This is a genomic window from Agrobacterium sp. MA01, assembly GCF_009650195.1.
GTDB lineage: Bacteria > Pseudomonadota > Alphaproteobacteria > Rhizobiales > Rhizobiaceae > Allorhizobium.
Genome location: NZ_CP045854.1, coordinates 2,939,524 through 2,958,646, shown reverse-complemented (window position 1 = coordinate 2,958,646; position 19,123 = coordinate 2,939,524). Strand labels below are relative to the sequence as shown.

At 61.8% G+C, this 19,123-nt stretch carries 14 protein-coding genes; 4 read left to right on the top strand and 10 right to left on the bottom strand.

The genetic code is table 11. The features are described from left to right. Nucleotide 1: 1 nt before the first annotated feature. The gene (locus GH983_RS14340; RefSeq protein WP_054148218.1) at nucleotides 2-1,048 is read right to left on the bottom strand and encodes a low specificity L-threonine aldolase; all 1,047 of its coding nucleotides are present in this window, start codon (nucleotides 1,046-1,048) and stop codon (nucleotides 2-4) included. Between the two features lie 413 nt (nucleotides 1,049-1,461). Between GH983_RS14340 and gltB the strand changes: the two genes are divergently transcribed. Further along, entirely contained in the window at nucleotides 1,462-6,180 is a 4,719-nt protein-coding gene (gene gltB, locus GH983_RS14335; protein ID WP_153762749.1) for a glutamate synthase large subunit, read from the top strand. Nucleotides 6,181-6,266: 86 nt separating this feature from the next. Then, nucleotides 6,267-7,721 carry a glutamate synthase subunit beta gene (locus GH983_RS14330; RefSeq protein WP_054148220.1) on the top strand — a complete coding sequence of 485 codons (1,455 nt, stop codon included), beginning with the start codon at nucleotides 6,267-6,269 and terminating at the stop codon, nucleotides 7,719-7,721. Nucleotides 7,722-7,797: 76 nt separating this feature from the next. Here GH983_RS14330 and GH983_RS14325 read toward each other — a convergent pair whose 3' ends face one another. Both GH983_RS14325 and GH983_RS14320 read right to left on the bottom strand, forming a co-directional pair. Continuing rightward, nucleotides 7,798-9,018 carry a DUF459 domain-containing protein gene (locus GH983_RS14325; protein ID WP_153762748.1) on the bottom strand — a complete coding sequence of 407 codons (1,221 nt, stop codon included), beginning with the start codon at nucleotides 9,016-9,018 and terminating at the stop codon, nucleotides 7,798-7,800. Between the two features lie 110 nt (nucleotides 9,019-9,128). Continuing rightward, on the bottom strand, nucleotides 9,129-10,280 hold the full coding sequence (locus GH983_RS14320; RefSeq protein WP_371418491.1) for a lytic murein transglycosylase: 1,152 nt from the start codon (nucleotides 10,278-10,280) through the stop codon (nucleotides 9,129-9,131). A gap of 255 nt (nucleotides 10,281-10,535) precedes the next feature. Here GH983_RS14320 and galU point away from each other — a divergent pair, with 255 nt between their 5' ends. Further along, on the top strand, nucleotides 10,536-11,423 hold the full coding sequence (gene galU, locus GH983_RS14315) for a UTP--glucose-1-phosphate uridylyltransferase GalU (protein ID WP_054148222.1): 888 nt from the start codon (nucleotides 10,536-10,538) through the stop codon (nucleotides 11,421-11,423). Nucleotides 11,424-11,445: 22 nt separating this feature from the next. Here galU and GH983_RS14310 read toward each other — a convergent pair whose 3' ends face one another. Next, the gene (locus GH983_RS14310) at nucleotides 11,446-12,981 is read right to left on the bottom strand and encodes an outer membrane beta-barrel protein (RefSeq protein ID WP_153762746.1); all 1,536 of its coding nucleotides are present in this window, start codon (nucleotides 12,979-12,981) and stop codon (nucleotides 11,446-11,448) included. A gap of 154 nt (nucleotides 12,982-13,135) precedes the next feature. On the opposite strand from GH983_RS14310, the gene GH983_RS14305 reads away from it, so the two are divergent. Continuing rightward, nucleotides 13,136-14,131, top strand: a complete 996-nt coding sequence (locus GH983_RS14305; protein ID WP_153762745.1) for an SIS domain-containing protein — start codon at nucleotides 13,136-13,138, stop codon at nucleotides 14,129-14,131. 7 nt (nucleotides 14,132-14,138) lie between these two features. Here the strand turns inward: GH983_RS14305 and GH983_RS14300 are convergent, their stop codons facing one another. The 6 genes from GH983_RS14300 to GH983_RS14275 form a co-directional block, all read right to left on the bottom strand. Beyond that, nucleotides 14,139-14,426: a type II toxin-antitoxin system RelE/ParE family toxin gene (locus tag GH983_RS14300; RefSeq protein WP_153762744.1), complete on the bottom strand. Its 288-nt coding sequence runs from the start codon at nucleotides 14,424-14,426 to the stop codon at nucleotides 14,139-14,141. After that, nucleotides 14,426-14,662 carry a CopG family ribbon-helix-helix protein gene (locus GH983_RS14295; RefSeq protein WP_054148226.1) on the bottom strand — a complete coding sequence of 79 codons (237 nt, stop codon included), beginning with the start codon at nucleotides 14,660-14,662 and terminating at the stop codon, nucleotides 14,426-14,428. The genes GH983_RS14300 and GH983_RS14295 overlap by 1 nt, the downstream gene beginning before the upstream one ends. 46 nt (nucleotides 14,663-14,708) lie before the next feature. Next, nucleotides 14,709-15,167, bottom strand: a complete 459-nt coding sequence (locus GH983_RS14290; protein ID WP_153762743.1) for an NfeD family protein — start codon at nucleotides 15,165-15,167, stop codon at nucleotides 14,709-14,711. Nucleotides 15,168-15,172: 5 nt separating this feature from the next. Beyond that, a complete protein-coding gene (locus GH983_RS14285) occupies nucleotides 15,173-16,174 on the bottom strand; it encodes an SPFH domain-containing protein (protein ID WP_153762742.1) in 1,002 nt (333 codons plus the stop codon). A 189-nt stretch (nucleotides 16,175-16,363) separates the two neighbouring features. After that, a complete protein-coding gene (locus GH983_RS14280) occupies nucleotides 16,364-18,325 on the bottom strand; it encodes a methyl-accepting chemotaxis protein (protein WP_054148227.1) in 1,962 nt (653 codons plus the stop codon). 79 nt (nucleotides 18,326-18,404) lie between these two features. Then, complete coding sequence (locus GH983_RS14275; RefSeq protein ID WP_054148228.1) at nucleotides 18,405-19,013, bottom strand: hypothetical protein; 609 nt, start codon at nucleotides 19,011-19,013, stop codon at nucleotides 18,405-18,407. Nucleotides 19,014-19,123 lie beyond the last annotated feature (110 nt).

The window sequence follows — 19,123 nt, the reverse complement described above, 5'->3', positions numbered from 1 at the left end:
CTCACACGACTTCTATGAATTGATCAACGTCTTCTACTGTCGTTGCAAAGCTCGTCACCAGTCTAATTAGGACCTCGTTGTCGGTCGGCAAGGGAAGCCATCCGTGCGGGGGTTGCCATTCATGGAATTTCGCCCCCTTGGCACGGGCACGTTCGGCAGAGGATTTTTCGATGACGGCAAAGACCTCGTTCGCCGTCGTGTCCCAGGCGAGGCGAGCGGTGTTCTTCACTGCCAGACCCGATCGCAGGCGGTCGGCCATGGCATTCGAATGGCCCGCGAGGTCCAGCCAGAGGTTGCCGTCGAGATAGGCCTCGAGCTGGGCCGAGATGAAGCGGCTCTTGGAAAAGAGCTGGGCGGAACGCTTGCGGATGAACGGCATATCGGCCGCCATGCCGGGATCGAAGAAGACGATGGCTTCGGCGCACCAGCAGCCGTTCTTGGTGCCGCCGAAGGAGAGAATGTCTACCCCGCGCTTCCAGGTCATCTCTGCCGGTGTTGCATCGAGGGCGACGAGGGCATTGGCGAATCGCGCGCCATCCATATGCAGCGGCAGATTACGCGCCTTCGCGATCGCCGCGATCCTGTCGAGCTCGTCGAGCGTGTAGACGGTTCCGACCTCCGTCGCCTGGGTGACCGTGACGGCCATGGCGCGACCATGATGGGGAGAGGCCGGCTCGAAGCGGGCTATCGCGGCCTCCAGTGCCTGTGGGTCCATCCTGCCCTCTGCGCCCTCGACGCCAAAGAGCCGGGTGCCGCCGGTCAGGAACTCCGGCGCGCCGCCTTCGTCCGCATTGACGTGTGCATCGGCGTGACAGAAGCTGACGCCTCCGGCCCTGGCAACACTTGCAAGCGCCAGCGAGTTGGCCGCCGTGCCGGTTGCCACGAAGAAGACGGCGACGTCGCGTTCGAAAATGGCGCTGAACCGGTCTTCCACCGCCTTGTCGAGGTCGCTCGTGCCATAGGCGGAGGCGAAGCCCTGGGCATGGCGGGTCAGGCTTTCGGCGATCCTGGGATGGGCGCCGGACCAGTTGTCTGAAGCGAAGTGCATGGCATTATCCTGAGGCGGGAGTGATCCCAAGGACTTTATCTCTTTCCGCATGGCTATCAATGTGGCCCGGCTATAACGCCGATAAAGAGTGTCGACTGCGCAAGAAGGTGATGCAGTTCTGGCAATTGGCGTAATAAAATTTCGCCCGTTGCCCCTGTGTCGTAATTTCGCATCCTTCGCCCGGTTAATTTTCCTGGGCAACTCTTGCATGAGCGTTTACTTTCTGTCATAGGAACAGCAGAAATTAGGTCAGACTGGTTGACCTAATTCCGGTTTCGAAGGCGATGTGTTTTCGGGCGTCATGGGGTGGTCAAGCGATCCGCGTAGGATTGGGTGACTGTCGCTGGCGCCCATCGGTGCCTGAGATGGGTCCAATCAGCCCGGCCAGTCCGGCTTCAATGGAGGTAAAGGTCATGACGAAGGTTCCGTCATCCGAAGAGATCATGCGGTCCGCCAGTGCGGAAGCAGTCGCCGAGACGGCGATCGCGCGCACCGGTCTGCCTCCCAAACAGGGTCTCTACGATCCGCGCAACGAACATGACGCCTGTGGCGTTGGCTTCATCGCCCATATGAAGGGGCAGAAGTCGCATCAGATCGTCAAGGACGGGTTGTTCATCCTCGAAAACCTCACCCATCGCGGCGCCGTCGGCGCTGATCCGCTGATGGGCGATGGTGCGGGCATTCTTGTGCAGATCCCCGACCGCTTCTTCCGTGAGGAAATGGCGGCCCAGGGCATCACCCTGCCGAAGGCGGGCGAATATGCCGTCGGTCACTTCTTCTTCCCGCAGGACGAAGAGCAGATCGCGCATTTCAAGCAGGTCATCGCCGAAGTCTGTCAGTCCGAAGGCCAGCACCTGATCGGCTATCGCGACGTGCCTGTTGACAATTCTTCGCTGTCCAAGGCGCCTGAGATTGCTGCAACCGAACCGCGCCAGATCCAGGTCTTCATCGGCGCCGGCCGTGATGCCGCAACCCAGGATGCATTCGAGCGTCGCCTGTTCCTGCTGCGCAAGGTGATCTCCAACCGCATCTACGACCAGTATGGTGGCCAGGAAACCGGCTTCTATCCCGTTTCGCTGTCGTCCTCGACGATCGTCTACAAGGGCATGTTCCTCGCCTATCAGGTCGGTGCCTATTACAAGGATCTTGCCGATCCGCGCTTCGAGTCTGCCGTTGCCCTCGTGCACCAGCGCTTCTCGACCAACACCTTCCCGTCGTGGAAGCTGGCGCATCCCTACCGCATGGTCGCCCATAACGGCGAGATCAATACCCTGCGCGGCAACGTCAACTGGATGGCTGCGCGTCAAGCGTCAGTCTCTTCGCCGCTCTTCGGCGACGACATCTCCAAGCTCTGGCCGATCTCCTATGAAGGTCAGTCGGACACGGCCTGCTTCGACAACGCGCTCGAGTTCCTGCAGCGCGGCGGCTATTCGCTCGCGCATGCGGTTATGATGCTGATACCGGAGGCCTGGTCGGGCAACCAGTTGATGTCGAAGGAGCGTAAGGCGTTCTACGAATATCATGCAGCCCTGATGGAGCCGTGGGACGGCCCGGCTGCGGTCTGCTTTACCGATGGTCGCCAGATCGGCGCGACGCTCGACCGCAACGGCCTGCGCCCGGCCCGTTATATCGTCACTGACGACGACCGCGTGATCCTCGCATCCGAAGCCGGCACCCTGCCGGTGCCCGAAGAGCGCATCGTCAAGAAGTGGCGTTTGCAGCCGGGCAAGATGCTGCTCATCGACATGGCGGAAGGCCGCATCATTTCCGACGAGGAAGTGAAGTCGTCGCTTGCCGGCAGCCATCCCTATCGCGAGTGGCTGGATCGCACCCAGCTCATCCTCGAGGACCTGAAGCCGGTCGAGCCACGGGCGCTGCGTCGCGACGTGTCGCTCCTCGATCGCCAGCAGGCCTTCGGCTACACCACCGAAGACACCAAGCTCCTGATGTCGCCGATGGCCACCACCGGTCAGGAAGCGATCGGCTCAATGGGGACCGATACGCCGATCTCGGCGATGTCGGAAAAGTCGAAGCTGCTCTACACCTATTTCAAGCAGAACTTCGCCCAGGTCACCAACCCGCCGATCGATCCGATCCGCGAAGAGCTCGTCATGAGCCTCGTCTCCTTCATCGGCCCGCGCCCGAACATTCTCGACCATGAGGGCATGGCGAACGCCAAGCGCATGGAAGTGCGCCAGCCGATCCTGACCAATGGCGATCTGGAAAAGATCCGCTCGATCGGTCATGTCGAAGATCGCTTCGATACCAAGACGCTCGACTTCACCTATGACGTCAGCCGTGGCGCCGAGGGCATGCCGGAGATGCTCGATCGCCTCTGCGAGCGGGCGGAAGCAGCTGTGCGTGGCGGGTACAACATCATCGTGCTCTCCGACCGTCAGATCGGCCCTGACCGCATCGCCATCCCGGCGCTGCTCGCGACCGCTGCCGTCCATCACCACCTGATCCGCAAGGGGCTGCGCACCTCGGTCGGTCTCGTGGTCGAATCCGGCGAGCCGCGCGAAGTGCATCACTTCTGCTGTCTCGCGGGCTTCGGCGCCGAGGCGATCAACCCCTATCTCGCCTTCGACACGCTGCTCGACATGCACAAGCATGGCGAGTTCCCCAAGGAAGTGTCGGAAGACGAAGTCGTCTACCGCTACATCAAGGCTGTCGGTAAGGGCATTCTGAAGGTCATGTCCAAGATGGGCATCTCGACCTACCAGTCCTATTGCGGCGCCCAGATCTTCGACGCGATTGGTCTTTCGTCCGAACTGGTCGACAAGTATTTCTTCGGCACTGCGACGACCATCGAGGGCATTGGCCTCGAGGAAATCGCCGAGGAAACCGTCGCCCGTCACCTCTCGGCTTTCGGCAAGGATCCGGTTCTCGCCAGCACGCTCGATGTCGGCGGTGAATATGCCTACCGCATGCGTGGCGAAAACCATGCCTGGAGCCCTGATTCGATCGCGTCGCTGCAGCATGCCGTGCGTGGCAACAGCCAGGACCGCTACCGCGAATTCGCCGAGATGGTGAATGACAGCAATCTGCGGATGAACACGATCCGCGGCCTGTTCAAGATCAAGAAGGCTGAAGACCTTGGTCGCAAGCCTGTTTCGATCGATGAGGTCGAGCCTGCGGTCGATATCGTCAAGCGCTTCTCGACCGGTGCCATGTCCTTCGGCTCGATCAGCCGTGAGGCGCATACCACGCTCGCGATTGCCATGAACAAGATCGGCGGCAAGTCGAACACGGGTGAAGGTGGCGAGGAAAGCGATCGTTACCTGCCGCTCGCTGACGGTTCCTCGAACCCCGAGCGTTCGGCGATCAAGCAGATCGCATCGGGCCGCTTCGGTGTGACCACCGAATATCTGGTCAATGCCGACGTGCTGCAGATCAAGGTCGCCCAGGGTGCAAAGCCCGGCGAAGGCGGCCAGCTGCCCGGCCACAAGGTCGATGCGACGGTTGCCAAGACGCGTCACTCGACCCCGGGCGTCGGCCTGATCTCGCCGCCGCCGCACCACGACATCTATTCGATCGAAGATCTGGCGCAGCTCATCTACGACCTGAAGAACGTCAATCCTGTGGCCGACATCTCGGTCAAGCTCGTCTCGGAAGTCGGCGTCGGCACGGTTGCTGCCGGCGTTGCCAAGGCACGCGCCGATCATATCACGGTCTCGGGTTTCGATGGCGGCACGGGCGCGTCGCCGCTCACCTCGTTGAAGCATGCGGGTAGCCCCTGGGAAATCGGTCTTGCCGAGACCCAGCAGACGCTGGTGCTGAACGGTCTGCGTTCGCGCATCGCGCTGCAGGTTGATGGCGGGTTGAAGACCGGCCGTGACGTCATCATCGGCGCGCTGCTTGGCGCCGACGAATTCGGCTTTGCGACCGCACCGCTGATTGCGGCCGGCTGCATCATGATGCGCAAGTGCCATCTGAACACGTGTCCCGTGGGTGTTGCCACCCAGGACCCGGTCCTGCGCAAGCGCTTCAAGGGTACGCCCGAGCATGTGATCAACTACTTCTTCTTCGTTGCCGAAGAAGTGCGCGAGATCCTCGCCTCGCTCGGCGTGACCAAGCTCGACGAGATCATCGGTGCTTCGGAACTGCTGGAAAAGGACGAGATGCTCGCCCACTGGAAGGCCAAGGGGCTCGACTTCTCGAAGATCTTCCACAAGGTCGATGCGCCGAAGTCCGCTACCTACTGGACCGAACGCCAGAACCATCCGATCATCGACATTCTTGATCGCAAGCTGATCGAGAAGGCGATGCAGGCGCTGGAAAGCAAGCAGCCTGTCGTCTTCGACGTTGATATCAAGAACGTCGATCGCTCGGCCGGTGCCATGCTTTCGGGCGAAGTCGCCATGCGCTACGGCCACAAGGGCCTGAAGGATGATACGATCCATGTCACGCTGAACGGCACTGCCGGTCAGTCCTTCGGCGCTTTCCTGGCGCGTGGCATCACCTTCGATCTCGTGGGTGATGGCAATGACTATGTCGGCAAGGGCCTCTCGGGTGGTCGCATTGTCGTGCGTCCGCCGGAGAATGCCCGCATCGTTGCCGAGAACTCGATCATCGTCGGCAACACCGTTCTCTACGGTGCGATCTCCGGCGAGTGCTATTTCCGCGGCGTGGCCGGCGAACGTTTCGCTGTCCGCAACTCGGGTGCTATCGCCGTCGTCGAGGGCGTGGGAGACCACGGCTGCGAATACATGACGGGCGGTGTGGTCGTCGTGCTCGGCGAAACCGGCCGCAACTTCGCAGCCGGCATGTCGGGTGGTGTCGCTTACGTGCTTGACGAGAGCGGCGATTTCGCCAAGCGCTGCAACATGGCCATGGTCGAACTCGAGCCGGTTCCGGAAGAGGACGACATGCTCGAGAAGCTGCACCATCACGGCGGCGACCTCATGCACAAAGGCCTTGTCGACGTGTCCGGTGACATGACCCGCCACGACGAGGAGCGCCTCTACCAGCTGATCTCGAACCATCTGCACTATACGGGCTCGAACCGCGCCAAGCAGATCCTCGACAGCTGGGCGGAGTATCGCCCGAAGTTCCGCAAGGTCATGCCGGTCGAATACCGCCGTGCGCTTGAGGAAATGGAACGCATGCGCATGGGCGTTGCCGCCGAATGATTGCCACCTCGACATCCCGGATGGCCGGGATGTCGTCGCCCACGGCTCGGCCGTGCAGTTGAAGCTCAGATTAGCAGGACTTTAAAATGGGCAAGGTTACAGGTTTCATGGAAATCGACCGGCAGGTGGCGAAGTATCAGCCGGCCTCCGACCGCATCCGCCATTTCCGCGAATTCACGATCCCCATGTCGGATGCCGAGGTGACGAAGCAGGCGGCACGCTGCATGGATTGCGGCATTCCCTATTGCCATGGTCCGACCGGCTGTCCGGTGCACAACCAGATCCCCGACTGGAACGACCTCGTCTATAACAACAAGTGGGAGGAGGCGATCCGCAACCTCCACTCGACGAACAACTTCCCGGAATTCACCGGTCGCGTTTGCCCGGCTCCTTGCGAGGAAGCCTGCACGCTGAACCTCGAGGATACGCCGGTCGCGATCAAGACCGTCGAGCAGGCGATTGCCGACAAGGCCTATGAACTCGGCTTCATCGTGCCGCAGCCGGCGACCATCCATACCGGCAAGAAGGTCGCGATCATCGGCTCCGGCCCGTCGGGTCTCGCCGCTGCCCAGCAGCTCGGCCGCGCGGGGCATGAGGTGCATGTCTATGAGCGCGAGTCGAAGCCCGGCGGGTTGCTGCGCTACGGCATTCCGGACTTCAAGATGGAAAAGAACTTCATCGATCGCCGCGTCGAGCAGATGCAGGGCGAAAATGTCACCTTCCATTGTGGCGTCAACGTCGGTGTTGACGTGACCGTTGAGAAGCTGCGCGCCGACTATGACGCAGTCCTGTATTGCGGTGGTTCGGAAACGCCGCGCGAGGCCGGCATTCCCGGCGTCGAGTTCCATGGCGTGCATGATGCCATGCCCTATCTCGTGCAGCAGAACCGCCGCGTTGGCCGCGAAAACATCGACAGCATCGGCTGGCCGGCCGATCCGATCCTCGCCGGTGGCAAGCATGTCGTCGTTGTCGGCGGCGGTGATACGGCGTCTGACTGCGTCGGCACCGCCTTCCGCCAGGGCGCCGTCAAGGTGACCCAGCTCGACATCCGCCCGCGTCCGCCGCAGACGGAAGACAAGCTTGCGATCTGGCCCTTCTGGGCGACCAAGATGCGCACCTCGTCCAGCCAGGCCGAAGGCGCCAACCGCGAATTCCAGGTGGCAACGCTCGAATTCGTCGGCGAAGACGGCGTGCTGACCGGCGTGAAGTGCTGCCAGGTCGACGAGCGCCGCAAGCCGATCCCGGGCACCGAGTTCATCATCAAGGCCGATCTCGCCTTCATCGCCATCGGCTTCTCCGGTCCGTTCACCGACAGCGTGCTGAAGGATCTCGACGGCAAGCTCGAACTCAATACCGATCGTCGCGGCTCGACCAATGTCGTTGCCAACGACAAGGATTATCGTTCGTCGGTCGACAAGGTCTGGGTCGCAGGTGACGCCCGTCGCGGCCAGTCGCTGGTCGTCTGGGCGATCCGCGAAGGACGCCAGGCCGCGCGCGCCATCGACGAGGCGCTGATGGGTGAGAGCGTGCTGCCGCGCTGATCCTCGGCAAAGTCGAGATAGTTTAAAAAGGGGCCGCTTTCGAGCGGCCCCTTTTGCGTTGGATGTATTGACGGGATCAGGGTGTCGCAATGACCGGTGTGGGGGAGGCTGAAGGTGTCGACTCAGCTGGCCGCTTCACATAGTCCACCCGCCCGGCCGGGGGATCCGGCAGGCGACCGTTCTGGACGAGCTGGTCGCGCGGTGTCGGGAAGGTCGAGGAGGTCGGCACGGTTCCGCCCAGCAGTTCGTCGGCGCCGTCGAGCTCAGGGTCGAACAGATCGATCGGCGGGGTGGTGACGATCGCCTTGTTCTCCGATGGCGACAGGGTCACCAGCTCGGGCAGATTGCTGGCGTCGAGGCGGACGAGATCCGGGCTCGTCATGTCGCCGAGATAGCGGCGTACGGATTTTTCGACATAGAAAGCGAGCTTGCGTTTGCCTGGGCCGGTAAAGCCGATGCCGTCATTGCCGCGCAGTCGGACCGGCTGGCCATTGATGTCGGAGCCGGTGACGATGAAGCGCCCTTCCTGGTCGACGAATCCTTCCCAGATATCGACGAATTCGCCGTTCACCTTCTCGATGCTCGATCGATAGATAGTGTTGAGGCGAAGGGCGTCCGCAGTCATGTTTTGCGGGCGGAAGGCCGGCAGCCCGACCCAGATGATCGGGACACGCGTTTCCGCAGCGACACTCGCCAGGCGCGCGACCCGGTCGCCATAGGCGGTGAACCAGGGATCGGTCCGGAAGTCGAGGCGGCCGGTCGGGGTTACCAGTTGCTGGCGGTCGTTGGCGCCGATCTGGATGACCACGACGCTCGGTTTGATCTCGCCGACGAGTGCTGGCAACTGGCCCGGCCAATCGTAGAAATCGTCCCGCACCAGGCCGGAGGATCCATTGGCGCGGTTTTCTACAACGACGCCGGGTGAGTCCTCGAAGGCGGTCTTCAAACCGTCGCCGAGTGCGCTTGCAACGAAGTCTCCGAGGACGAGGACCGTCTTTGCATTGTCGAGCTTTGGCGGCGGCGGGGGGGCTGCGACCGCGCGGGTGGATTGCGGCCGGGTGTTGATCGTGGTCACGCTGCCACTGGTCTTCTTGCGGGTATTGGTTTCCCGCGGCCGCTGGACGTTCTGTGGCGGGACATAGGTCGGCTGGCGTTCGCCGAAGAGCAGGTCGAGGAGAGTGCGGCGGCGTTCCGGCTGCTGGGCTTCGGCAGACGTGGTGATGAATGCGGTCGCGACGACTGTCAGCGCCAGACCGAGCGTCATGAGGCGGGCGAAGGTTCCGCGCGGGCTCGTCAAGTCACACTCCATGGGCGAAGGCGGCAGGCTCAAAATGCATCCGCCGCGCTCTCTTGTTTCTGGAGCGCGGCGGATGCCAAGTCAACAGGTGTGCTTGCTGCGGACCCGGATCAGTTACGCAGCTTGTCGAGCAGGACGCGTGACGGCTGGCCGTCGACGGACATGCCGAGCCGCTGCTGGATGGCGGTGATTGCCGCCTTCGAGCCCGAGCCGAAGTTGCCGTCGATCTTGCCATCGTAATAGCCAAGCGCCTGAAGACGGGTCTGGAGCTCGAACTTTTCCTTGACGTCGAGCGAACCGTCGGGGCGCGGCCAGCGCTGCTGCATGCCGCCATAGCCGGCAATCTCGTCCGCCAGCAGGCCAACGCCCAGGGCGTAGCTGTCAGCGGCATTGTAGCGCTTGATGACGAAGAAGTTCTTGGTCATCAGGAAGCCCGGGCCGTTGGCGCCACCTAGCATCTTGAGCTCGGCGCGTTCGCTGCCGTTCCTGAAACCCTTGCCGGATGGACGGGCGAAGCCCAGCGCCTGCCACTGGGCCACCGTCTTGGTCTGGCCAGCATATTTGTTGCCCCCTCTCGGGACGGCGATCTCGTAGCCCCAGGTGCGGCCGGTCTGCCAGTCATTCTTGGCAAGCAGATTGGCGGCGGTGGCGAGTGCATCGGGAATCGAATGCCAGATGTCCTTGTCGCCGTTGCCGTCGGCGTCGATGCCGTAAAGCAGGTAGCTTGTCGGAATGAACTGGGTGTGGCCCATGGCGCCGGCCCAGGAGCCCATCAGGTTCTTGTTGGTCACGTCGCCGTTCTGCAGCATCTTGAGCGCGGCAATCAGCTGTGTGCGGGCAAACTTTGCGCGCTTGCGGTCGGCATAGGCAAGCGTGGCCAGCGAACGCGGCACATTGTGCAGGCGGTCCGGACGCTCGAGAGCTGCGCCATAATTTGATTCCATCGACCAGATCGCAAGCAGCACGTGCTTGTCGACGCCGAAGTGGTTTTCCAAGGCTGTCAGCAGGCGCCCGTGCTTGACCAGCATCTCCTGACCGACCTTGACCGTGTACGGGTTCACGCGGCTGTCGAGGTAATCCCAGATCTGGTGCTTGAACTCCGGCTGATAGGCCGCCTTTTCCAGCACGAACTGGTCTGGCTCGGTCACGCCGTTGAACGCCTGGCGATAGGTCCGCTCCGTGATGCCGGCCTTGGCGGCGACAGGATAAAAGTCGCGGATCCACTTCTGGAAACCGGCGTCCGCGAAGGCTTCCATGGGCATGAGCGCTGTCGTCAGCGTCAGGGCAATGGCGCCGAGCAGGCTGGGGCGGTGTCTTTTCATGGGCATCTCCCGTGCATTCTCGTGTTGGCAGCCGGAACAAGGCTGTTCACCACAGGTTAATGCTGTTCAGTCAACAAACCCTTTACCATGTTGTCCGCCCAAGCTTTGTCTTTGCCATTTTGAAGCAATTGTATGTTACTGGGCGTGACTGCGTTATGAAGACGTTAATCGATTTAGATCCTCGAGGAGGAATGAGTGGTTCAGACTAAAAAGCTCCGTAAAGCCGTTTTTCCCGTGGCCGGTCTCGGTACGCGTTTTCTCCCCGCCACCAAGGCGGTCCCGAAAGAAATGCTCACCGTCGTCGATAAGCCTGTCATCCAGTATGTGGTTGACGAGGCCATCGAAGCCGGGATCGAGCACTTCGTTTTCGTGACCGGCCGCGGCAAGGCGGTTATCGAGGACTATTTCGACATCCAGTTCGAACTCGAACAGACCCTGAAAGCCCGCAACAAGAACGCCGAACTTTCAATGCTCGACGAACTGCAGCCGACAGCGGGTCAGACCAGCTTCACGCGGCAACAGGAGCCACTGGGTCTCGGACATGCCGTCTGGTGTGCTCGTGACATCGTGGGGCATGAACCTTTCGCCCTTCTCCTGCCTGACATGATTATGCGCGGCGAAAAGGCCTGCCTCAAGGGCATGGTCGAACTTTATGAAAAGACCGGCGGCAACATTGTGGCGGTCGAGGAATGTGCGCCGGATCAGGCCCACAAATACGGCATCGTTGGCGTCGGTGACGCGCTCGAAGGCGGCTTCAAGATCACGCAAATGGTCGAGAAGCCTGCCAAGGGCACGGCACCTTCCAACTTCTTCATCAACGGCCGCTACATCCTGCAGCCTGAGATCTTCGAGATCCTGTCGACCCAGGAGCGTGGCGCCGGCAACGAGATCCAGTTGACCGACGGCATGCTGAAGCTCGCCAATGACCAGCCGTTTGCCGGTTACCACTTCAAGGGCCAGACCTTCGACTGCGGTTCCAAGGACGGCTTCATCCTGGCCAATGTCGCCTTTGCCATCGAGCGCGCCGACATTCGTCCAGCCATCGAGGACCAGTTGAAGGCGCTGCTCGCCGCGCTGAAGTGAATTGAAACCCTGACCGCCGGGCTCAGCGCTTGGCGGTCAGGCCTACCAATGCCGTCACCGTGCTGTTGTCGGTGCCGGTCTTGTAGTTCGTCCGCTCGTAAGCGAGATCTGCCGTCGCATCGAGATAGCGATTGACCTTCCAGGTCAGGCCGGCGCCCGCGAGATAAGCGGTCGTATCGCTCGCACTCGCATTTCCGTCGTAGTTCGTGAAGGTTGTTCCGCCCGTCAGGCGTGCGACGAGGTTCGTGCGCAGGTCGTGGGACAGCGCAGCGGTGACGCGGTGGATCGTTGCGCCGTTGACACCGGCCGTGGTCGATGGATCGATGCTGGTGTCGAGCGAGAGATCGATGCTGGTGCCGCCCTGCGGCGACCAGAAGATATTGCCATCCACCGTCATCGCTGACAGTTCTGCCAGACGCGCGTCCTCGAAAGTCTGATGTTCGTAGCCGAGGGCGATTTCGCCGCGCAGCTTCTCTCCCAGATCGACGGCCACCCCGGCCTTGGCGCCATATAGATCCGCCGAGCGCCGGTATCCGGACGAATCGACGGCTTCGTCATAGTCGATCCGCCCAATCGTGCCTTCGATGAAGGGGGTGAGGGCAGGCGAGATCTCGTATCCGAGGCGGCTGCTGAGCGTATAGCGATTGCGGTCGCGATCGCTGCGTTCGAGGATGCTGCCATTGGACAGCTTGGCATCCGAATATTGAAAGCGGGTGAAATCGCCGGCGATCGAGCCGCGGATCACACCGAAGTCGCGTTCGACCGACAGGCCAGTCCCGAACTGGTTGACACCCGACTGGACCCGGGCGCCGGATACGGCGTTCGGGTCGTCGCTATCCTCGCGGCTGAAATTGTAAGACCCGGAAAGCGTCGCGATGGTGTCGTCGGCGAGATCGAGACGCAGGCGCGCGTCGATATTGGCGCGAGGCTTGTCGTTGTCCGTGCCCGACAGCGTTTCCTGCCATGCGCCTTCGGCTCCGACATTCAGCTCATGTCTCGACCAGTCCGAGGTCAAAGTACCCTTCAGTCCGGTTTCCGAGAATGTGCGGTTGGTTTTGACGTCGCCGGACTTCTCCCGCTCGGTGCCCAGTTTCTGGCTGATCGACGGCCGAAGGATCATGCTGCCAAGGCGAATGCCGGTGCCGTCTTCGGCGTCCAGGGCATCGCGGCGAATTCGGGCGGCCGTCGGGTCGTCGAGGCGGGTCTCGCGCAGGTTCTGGCGGCCGATGTCGTCGTCCAGCGGCAAGACATCGGGATCAGCAAGCGGGTCCACCGGGAATGTGTTCGGGGCAATCGTGGCCGTCGTGGTCGGATCGCTCGCCACGGCAGGTGCCGATGTCGACGTTTCGCCCGCGCGAGTCGCGATGCCTTCCGGGCCGATTCCCCGCGTCTGCGTGCCGCTTGTCGCAGCGCCTGTCGAGGATTGCGGCGTGGGGCGGGTCTCTTGGGCTGCGACCAATGACGGGTGCACGAGTGCCGACAGCGCGAGTGCGCCGGCGAAAGCGCGCAGTCCCAGGCGGCGTGCGCCGCGCGTGTCCCGATTTTCGACTGAAGTCATGCTTGCGCCCGGCGATCTGTAATGCTTACCCAATCGTAAAGCCTGGTGGTTAATGTTTGGTTTCGCCGGTGAATGGCGATCAGACAGGCGTTGCCGAAGACGCGGCATGCACCACGAGAATTTACAGCAGCCGACAAACGCAGTATGGGACGACATGATCAAGCGCGCAGTCAATCTCGTTGAAGCCAGTGCCACCGAATCCGCTCTTCGCGTCATCTCGACCGAGCGGGAGGGGCTTCGTGTCCTCGAAGAGGCCTTGGCCGGTCCCTTGGCCGCACCCTTTTGCAATGCGGTGAAGACGATCGGCGGGATCGGCGGTCGCGTAATTGTCACCGGGGTCGGCAAGAGCGGGCATATCGGTTCGAAGATTGCCGCCACCTTTGCCTCGACCGGCACGCCGGCCTTCTTTGTCCACCCATCGGAAGCCAATCACGGCGATCTCGGTATGATCGCGCAGGATGATGCGATCCTGGCGATCTCCTGGGGGGGCGAAACGACGGAACTTCAGGGCATTCTGAGCTTCTCGCGCCGTTTCTCGATCCCGCTGATCGCCATTACGGCGGGTGAAAATTCCACGCTCGCCCGCAATGCCGATGTCGTGCTGTTGATGCCGAAGGTTCAGGAGGCCTGCCCGCACGGGCTCGCGCCGACGACCTCGGCTGTGCTGCAGCTTGCCATCGGCGATGCGATTGCGATTGCCCTTCTTGAAGCCCGCGGGTTCTCGCCGTCGGACTTCCGTACCTTCCATCCAGGCGGCAAGCTCGGTGCGGCGCTCACCCATGTGCGCGACATCATGCATACCGGCGAGCGCCTGCCGCTGGTGGCGCTCGGTACGCCCATGCCCGAGGCGGTCAAGACCCTGTCTCACAAGCATTTTGGCTGTGTGGGCATCGTGGACGACGCCGGCAAGCTCTGCGGCATCGTGACGGAAGGCGACATGGCGCGTAATCTCGCCCGGGATCTGTCTATCCTTGACGTCGATGATGTGATGACCCGTAATCCGAAGGTCATCAAGGGCGATGCCCTCGCGACGACGGCCGCGGCGATGATCAACAAACATGGCATAGGTGCGCTGATCGTCGTCGATGACGAGAACACGCCCGTCGGCCTCATTCACTTCCACGATCTGCTCAGGATCGGTGTCGCCTAAGCGGGCCTCAAGAGAAGCTCTCAGGCCAATCTCGTGCGCCATGAATGATCGCCAGGATTTCCACGCGCGCGCCCACTCTGTAAACGACGATGTAGGGTGTGCGGGAAACCACGAGTTCCCGCGTGCCGCTCACCCTGCCTAGGCGGCCGACGTTCGGATTTTTAGCCAAGAGCGCCTTCGTTTGATCGAAGATCCTTTCGGCCAGACGTGGCGCTGCCGCTGGTCGTCTGTCTGCAATGTAATCCTGGATCGCTTCCAGATCTTGGATCGCTGGAAGTGTCCAGACCACCAGCATTAGCCGGGCCGATACTTGTTCAATACCCTGTCTATTTCCGCCTCAGACGCGAAGTCACCCCGATCGGCTGCTTCGATTGCAGCCTTAACTTTGCCGATGAAGTGCTCCTGCCAGGCAATCGAGTGACCCTGCTCCAGGGCATCCTGGATGATCCTGGAACGCGATACGCCCGCGCGCGCGGCAAGCGCATCGATCCTGGCTGCGAGATCCGGCGTGATGTCGAGTTCGATTGTCATGGACCCACTATGCCATGCTTTGCCGCGCATTCAAGCGTGGCCCAACTCAAGCCTCTTCCACTGTCAGATCGCGACCATCGCTCGAGACGATCCGCACGCGGGCGCCGCCGGGCAGGTCCGGGCCGGAGACCAGCCAGAAGGTGTCGTCCAGCCGGATGCGGCCACGGCCCTCGCGGATGGGCTCGGCCAGCACGGCGGTGCGGCCGACGAGGCTTGCGCCACGCTGATTGAGGAGTGGTTCGTCGCTCGACGTCTCGAGGCGGGTGAAGAGACGGCGACCGGCAAGCGTGAAGGCGACGGCGCTTGCCGCAAAGACCAGCGACTGGATTTGCCACGACCAGAAGCCCGTATCCCAAAGCAGCAGCGACAGCACACCTGTCAGGATGGCGCCGAGGCCGATCCAGACCAGGAAGACGCCGGGCATGACCAGTTCGGCCGCAAGCAGCAGCATGCCGAGGACCCACCAGCTCCAGGGACCGAGTTCGGCGATGATCCGCGCCAGCATGGCTGTCACTCGCCGTTCGGGTTGAAGGAACTGATCGGCGGCGTGGTGCGCGGCGCGGCGGTCGGGCGCGGCGGTGCAGGGCGCTTGTCGTCGCCGAAGACCTCGCGCGCAATCGCGCCGATGCCGCCGAGCGAGCCGATCAGCGACGTCGCTTCCATCGGCATCAGAACCACCTTGGAATTGCTGGAGGTGCCGATCGCGGCCATTGCTTCTGTGTATTTCTGGGCGACGAAGTAATTGATGGCGTTGACGTCGCCGGCGGCGATCGCTTCCGAAACGAGGCGAGTGGCCTTGGCTTCGGCTTCCGCCAGACGCTCACGGGCCTCCGCCTCGCGGTAGGCTGCCTCACGCTCGCCTTCGGCCTGAAGTATGGCGGCCTGCTTGGCGCCTTCGGCCCTCAGGATCTGGGCATTGCGGAAGCCTTCGGCTTCCAGGACCTGGGCGCGCTTCTCGCGCTCGGCCTTCATCTGGCGACCCATGGCATCCACCAGGTCGGCCGGCGGCTGGATATCCTTGATCTCGACGCGGGTTACCTTGATGCCCCAGGGGCGGACGGCCTCGTCGACAACGCGCAGCAGGCGGTCGTTGATGACCTCGCGGTTGGAAAGCAGTTCATCGAGATCCATCGAGCCCATGACCGAGCGGATATTGGTCATCGTCAGGTTCAGGATGGCATTTTCCAGGTTCGAGACCTGATAGGCGGCTTCTGCAGCGTTCAGCACCTGATAGAAGGCGACAGCATCGGCAGAAACCGAGGCATTGTCCTTGGTGATGACTTCCTGGGTCGGCACATCGAGTACCTGCTCCATGACGTTCATCTTCGCGCCGATCCGCTCGAAGAACGGGATGATCAGGTTAAGGCCCGGCTCCAGCGTGCGCGTGTAGCGGCCGAAACGCTCGATCGTGTAGCGGAAGCCCTGCGGTACTGTCTTGATGCCGGCAAAGAGGACCAGGATCACAAGCAGTACGAGTGCGATGACGACGATGTCCGGACCGGTAACGGGCATGAATTCCTCCAGCATTGGCGCAAACGGAAATTGCGCCCCCTTGGTCTAACATCGTGGCGTGACAGGGTAAATGCAAGGGATCGCGGTCACACACGACGTGGTTTACCATCCAGACTGGTGGGCCGCGAGAAAAAGAAAAGCGGCGGGATTTCTCCCGCCGCCTCGGTTTTCAGGCTGATCGACCTGAGCTTAAAACTCTTCCCAGTTGTCCTGGGCCACTGCCGCGTTGCCGTGGCTGCGTGGCGCCGGGGCGGCGCGCCGGGCAGGCTCGGCCGCACGCGGTGCAGGAGCGCGGCTGGGCGATGCCGTGGGTTGTGCCATCGCACGGGCCGTTTCGCGCAGCGCCGATGCCTGGGTTTGCTGCACGCCGTCGATGCTGAAGTGCGAGATCAGTTCGCGGAGCTTTGCGGCTTCGCTCGCAAGCGCGCCGGAGGCCGCGTTGGATTCCTCGACCATGGCGGCGTTCTGCTGGGTCGTCTGGTCCATCGAGTTGACCGCATGGTTGACTTCCGAAAGGCCGGTCGCCTGTTCCTTGGCGGAAAGGGCAATCGCATCCATGTGGGTGTTCATCTCGGTGATGAAGCCGCCGATGGTGCGCAGCGCTTCGCCGGTCTTGCGGACGAGATCCACGCCGCCAGCAACCTCGGTCGAGGAGTTCTGGATGAGAGCCTTGATCTCCTTCGCAGCATTGGCAGAACGCTGGGCGAGCTCGCGAACTTCCTGGGCGACGACTGCAAAGCCCTTGCCGGCTTCACCGGCACGTGCTGCCTCGACGCCAGCATTCAGGGCGAGCAGGTTCGTCTGGAAGGCGATCTCGTCGATGACGCCGATGATGTTCGAGATCTGCTGCGAGGAGTTTTCAATCCGGCGCATGGCTTCTTCGGCGCGGGAAACGACTTCCGACGACTGGTTGGCGGAGGTGTTGGCATGTGCCGCCACACCGCGGGCCTCTTCGGTCCGCTTGCTTGAGTTGACGACGTTGGCGGTGATCTCTTCGACTGCGGCTGCCGTCTGCTCAAGGGCGGCTGCCTGCTGCTCAGTGCGCTTCGACAGATGATCGGTCCCCGAGGCGATCTCGCGGGTGCCGGTCTCCATGGTCGCGACGCTGTTGTTGATCGAGGCCATGGTCTGGTTCAGCTGGCGGATAGACTGGTTGAAGTCGTGGCGGAGTGCCTCGAAATCAGGGGCGAAGGCTTCGTTGATCTGGAATGCGAGATCGCCGGCGGCGAGGCGCTTCAGACCGGCAGCCAGGCCCGACGTGGCGATGCGCAGACGTTCGGCGGCATCAGCTTCGGCACGCTGCTGGGTCGCGATGCGATCGGCCTCTGCCTGACGACGGTTACCGTCGGCCTCGGCTTCCAGCCGCTTGTTGGCGATGGCTGCCTCACGGAAGATCTGCATCGCGGCGGCCATGCGCCCGATTTCGTCCTTGCCACCCTGATCGATCGTGACGTCGAGGTCGCCGTTTGCGAGGCGCGTCGTGTTGTCGGCGAGCTTGCCGAGCGGACGGGAAACAAGTTGGAAGTTCAGGAAGCCGAGGAGAGCAGCAGCGATGCCGACGATGATCGAAGCGGCGAGGCTGACCGTTTCCACAAGCGAGAGGGCTGCGGTCTGGTTTTCACCAGCGGTGACGGCACGCGCCGAGAGAGAAGACTTGATCTCGCGGATTCGCACTTCGAAGGCCTGGACTAGAGCCTCTCCTTCACCAGTTACTTCCATGGCGCGGGCAAGTTCAACCGTTTCCGGGTCGCGCATCAAGAGGATCTGGCGGTCCATGAAGTTTGTCTTCCACGCGTCGAAGGCAACCACCGCGTCTCTGAACTTCGTAAGTTCTGCAGGTGCCGATGCCGACAGCATTGTTTCGATGTTGGGACGGTCCGCGCTCATTTCCGCAGCCATCTCTTCTGCGCCAGCTGCGTAGTCGCGGTTGCCGGTCAACAGGAAGGTCTTCAGCTTGAGGTCCGCAACATAGAGATCGGCGGAGAATTCTTCGATCACCGCAACGGCGCGATTCATCGTCGCGGTTTCCGCGACCTGTTCACGGGCCATAATGGTGCGATTGTGCATGAAGGTCGAGGCTGCGATCGCGATGGCGGCGAGGAGTCCGAAAGCGAGAAAGCCTTTGGCGCTTACGGATAAATTCTTGAGCATAGTAAAATCCTGTCCCGGTCGGGGTCGAATTGGATCATGGTTTACAGGACGGCCGCCATCATGGGGTCGTGTCGAGGGATCAGCTGCCGGCCAGCGCCCGGCGCTCGAGTTCCGTCAGGTTGAGTTCGACGGTAACGGCACCAATCTTCTTTTTGGCGCTGTCGACCAGCGTCAGGCTCACCTGGTTTCGCCAGATCTTCATGTCGTCGTCCCACTCGGCTTCATCGATGAAGATCGCGTCCTCCGAGACGTCATAGGTCTTCTGGAACTTGGCCTCGTCGCCCTGCCAGAAGTCGCTGGTGATCGAGCTCTGGCCGACATTCAGGCCGTTCTTGTCCATCACGAAGATTTCCGGATAAAGACCGAGCGATTTACCCTGAATGCGGGCGAGATAGACGGAGAGCGGGCTGGAGAGCGTCGCGGCGATCAGCGGCTTGTCGGCTGCCTCGCGCTCGGCCTTCCATTGATTGTCCAGCTCGTCGATCTTGTCCTGGGACAGGTCTGTGAGCCGAGCGTTCTGTGCCTCGACCGATACGGTGACAATCTCGGCGGACACGAATTCCTGGATCTGCTTGATGAGCTCGGGCGAGACGAGCTTGGCGATATCAGGCTGGGCCGGTTCTGCATGGGCAGTGGCGAGTGACGCTACGATGAACGTCGATGCCAATGCTGTCGTGACGAATTTCATGATGGTCTCCTTCAACTCCCCCTAATTCTAGGGATCATTACTAAACGGACCATTAATATAAGAAATTGCCTATCTAGAATTGTAATTAAATCCAATGATTTAAGTAGGCT

Coding starts and splice junctions, on each gene's coding strand:
- GH983_RS14340 (WP_054148218.1), bottom strand. CDS start 1,048: ATGCACTTCGCTTCAGACAACTGGTCCGGCGCCCATCCCAGGATCGCC.
- gltB (WP_153762749.1), top strand. CDS start 1,462: ATGACGAAGGTTCCGTCATCCGAAGAGATCATGCGGTCCGCCAGTGCG.
- GH983_RS14330 (WP_054148220.1), top strand. CDS start 6,267: ATGGGCAAGGTTACAGGTTTCATGGAAATCGACCGGCAGGTGGCGAAG.
- GH983_RS14320 (WP_371418491.1), bottom strand. CDS start 10,280: ATGCCCATGGAAGCCTTCGCGGACGCCGGTTTCCAGAAGTGGATCCGC.
- GH983_RS14310 (WP_153762746.1), bottom strand. CDS start 12,981: ATGACTTCAGTCGAAAATCGGGACACGCGCGGCGCACGCCGCCTGGGA.
- GH983_RS14305 (WP_153762745.1), top strand. CDS start 13,136: ATGATCAAGCGCGCAGTCAATCTCGTTGAAGCCAGTGCCACCGAATCC.
- GH983_RS14300 (WP_153762744.1), bottom strand. CDS start 14,426: ATGCTGGTGGTCTGGACACTTCCAGCGATCCAAGATCTGGAAGCGATC.
- GH983_RS14295 (WP_054148226.1), bottom strand. CDS start 14,662: ATGACAATCGAACTCGACATCACGCCGGATCTCGCAGCCAGGATCGAT.
- GH983_RS14290 (WP_153762743.1), bottom strand. CDS start 15,167: ATGCTGGCGCGGATCATCGCCGAACTCGGTCCCTGGAGCTGGTGGGTC.
- GH983_RS14285 (WP_153762742.1), bottom strand. CDS start 16,174: ATGCCCGTTACCGGTCCGGACATCGTCGTCATCGCACTCGTACTGCTT.
- GH983_RS14280 (WP_054148227.1), bottom strand. CDS start 18,325: ATGCTCAAGAATTTATCCGTAAGCGCCAAAGGCTTTCTCGCTTTCGGA.
- GH983_RS14275 (WP_054148228.1), bottom strand. CDS start 19,013: ATGAAATTCGTCACGACAGCATTGGCATCGACGTTCATCGTAGCGTCA.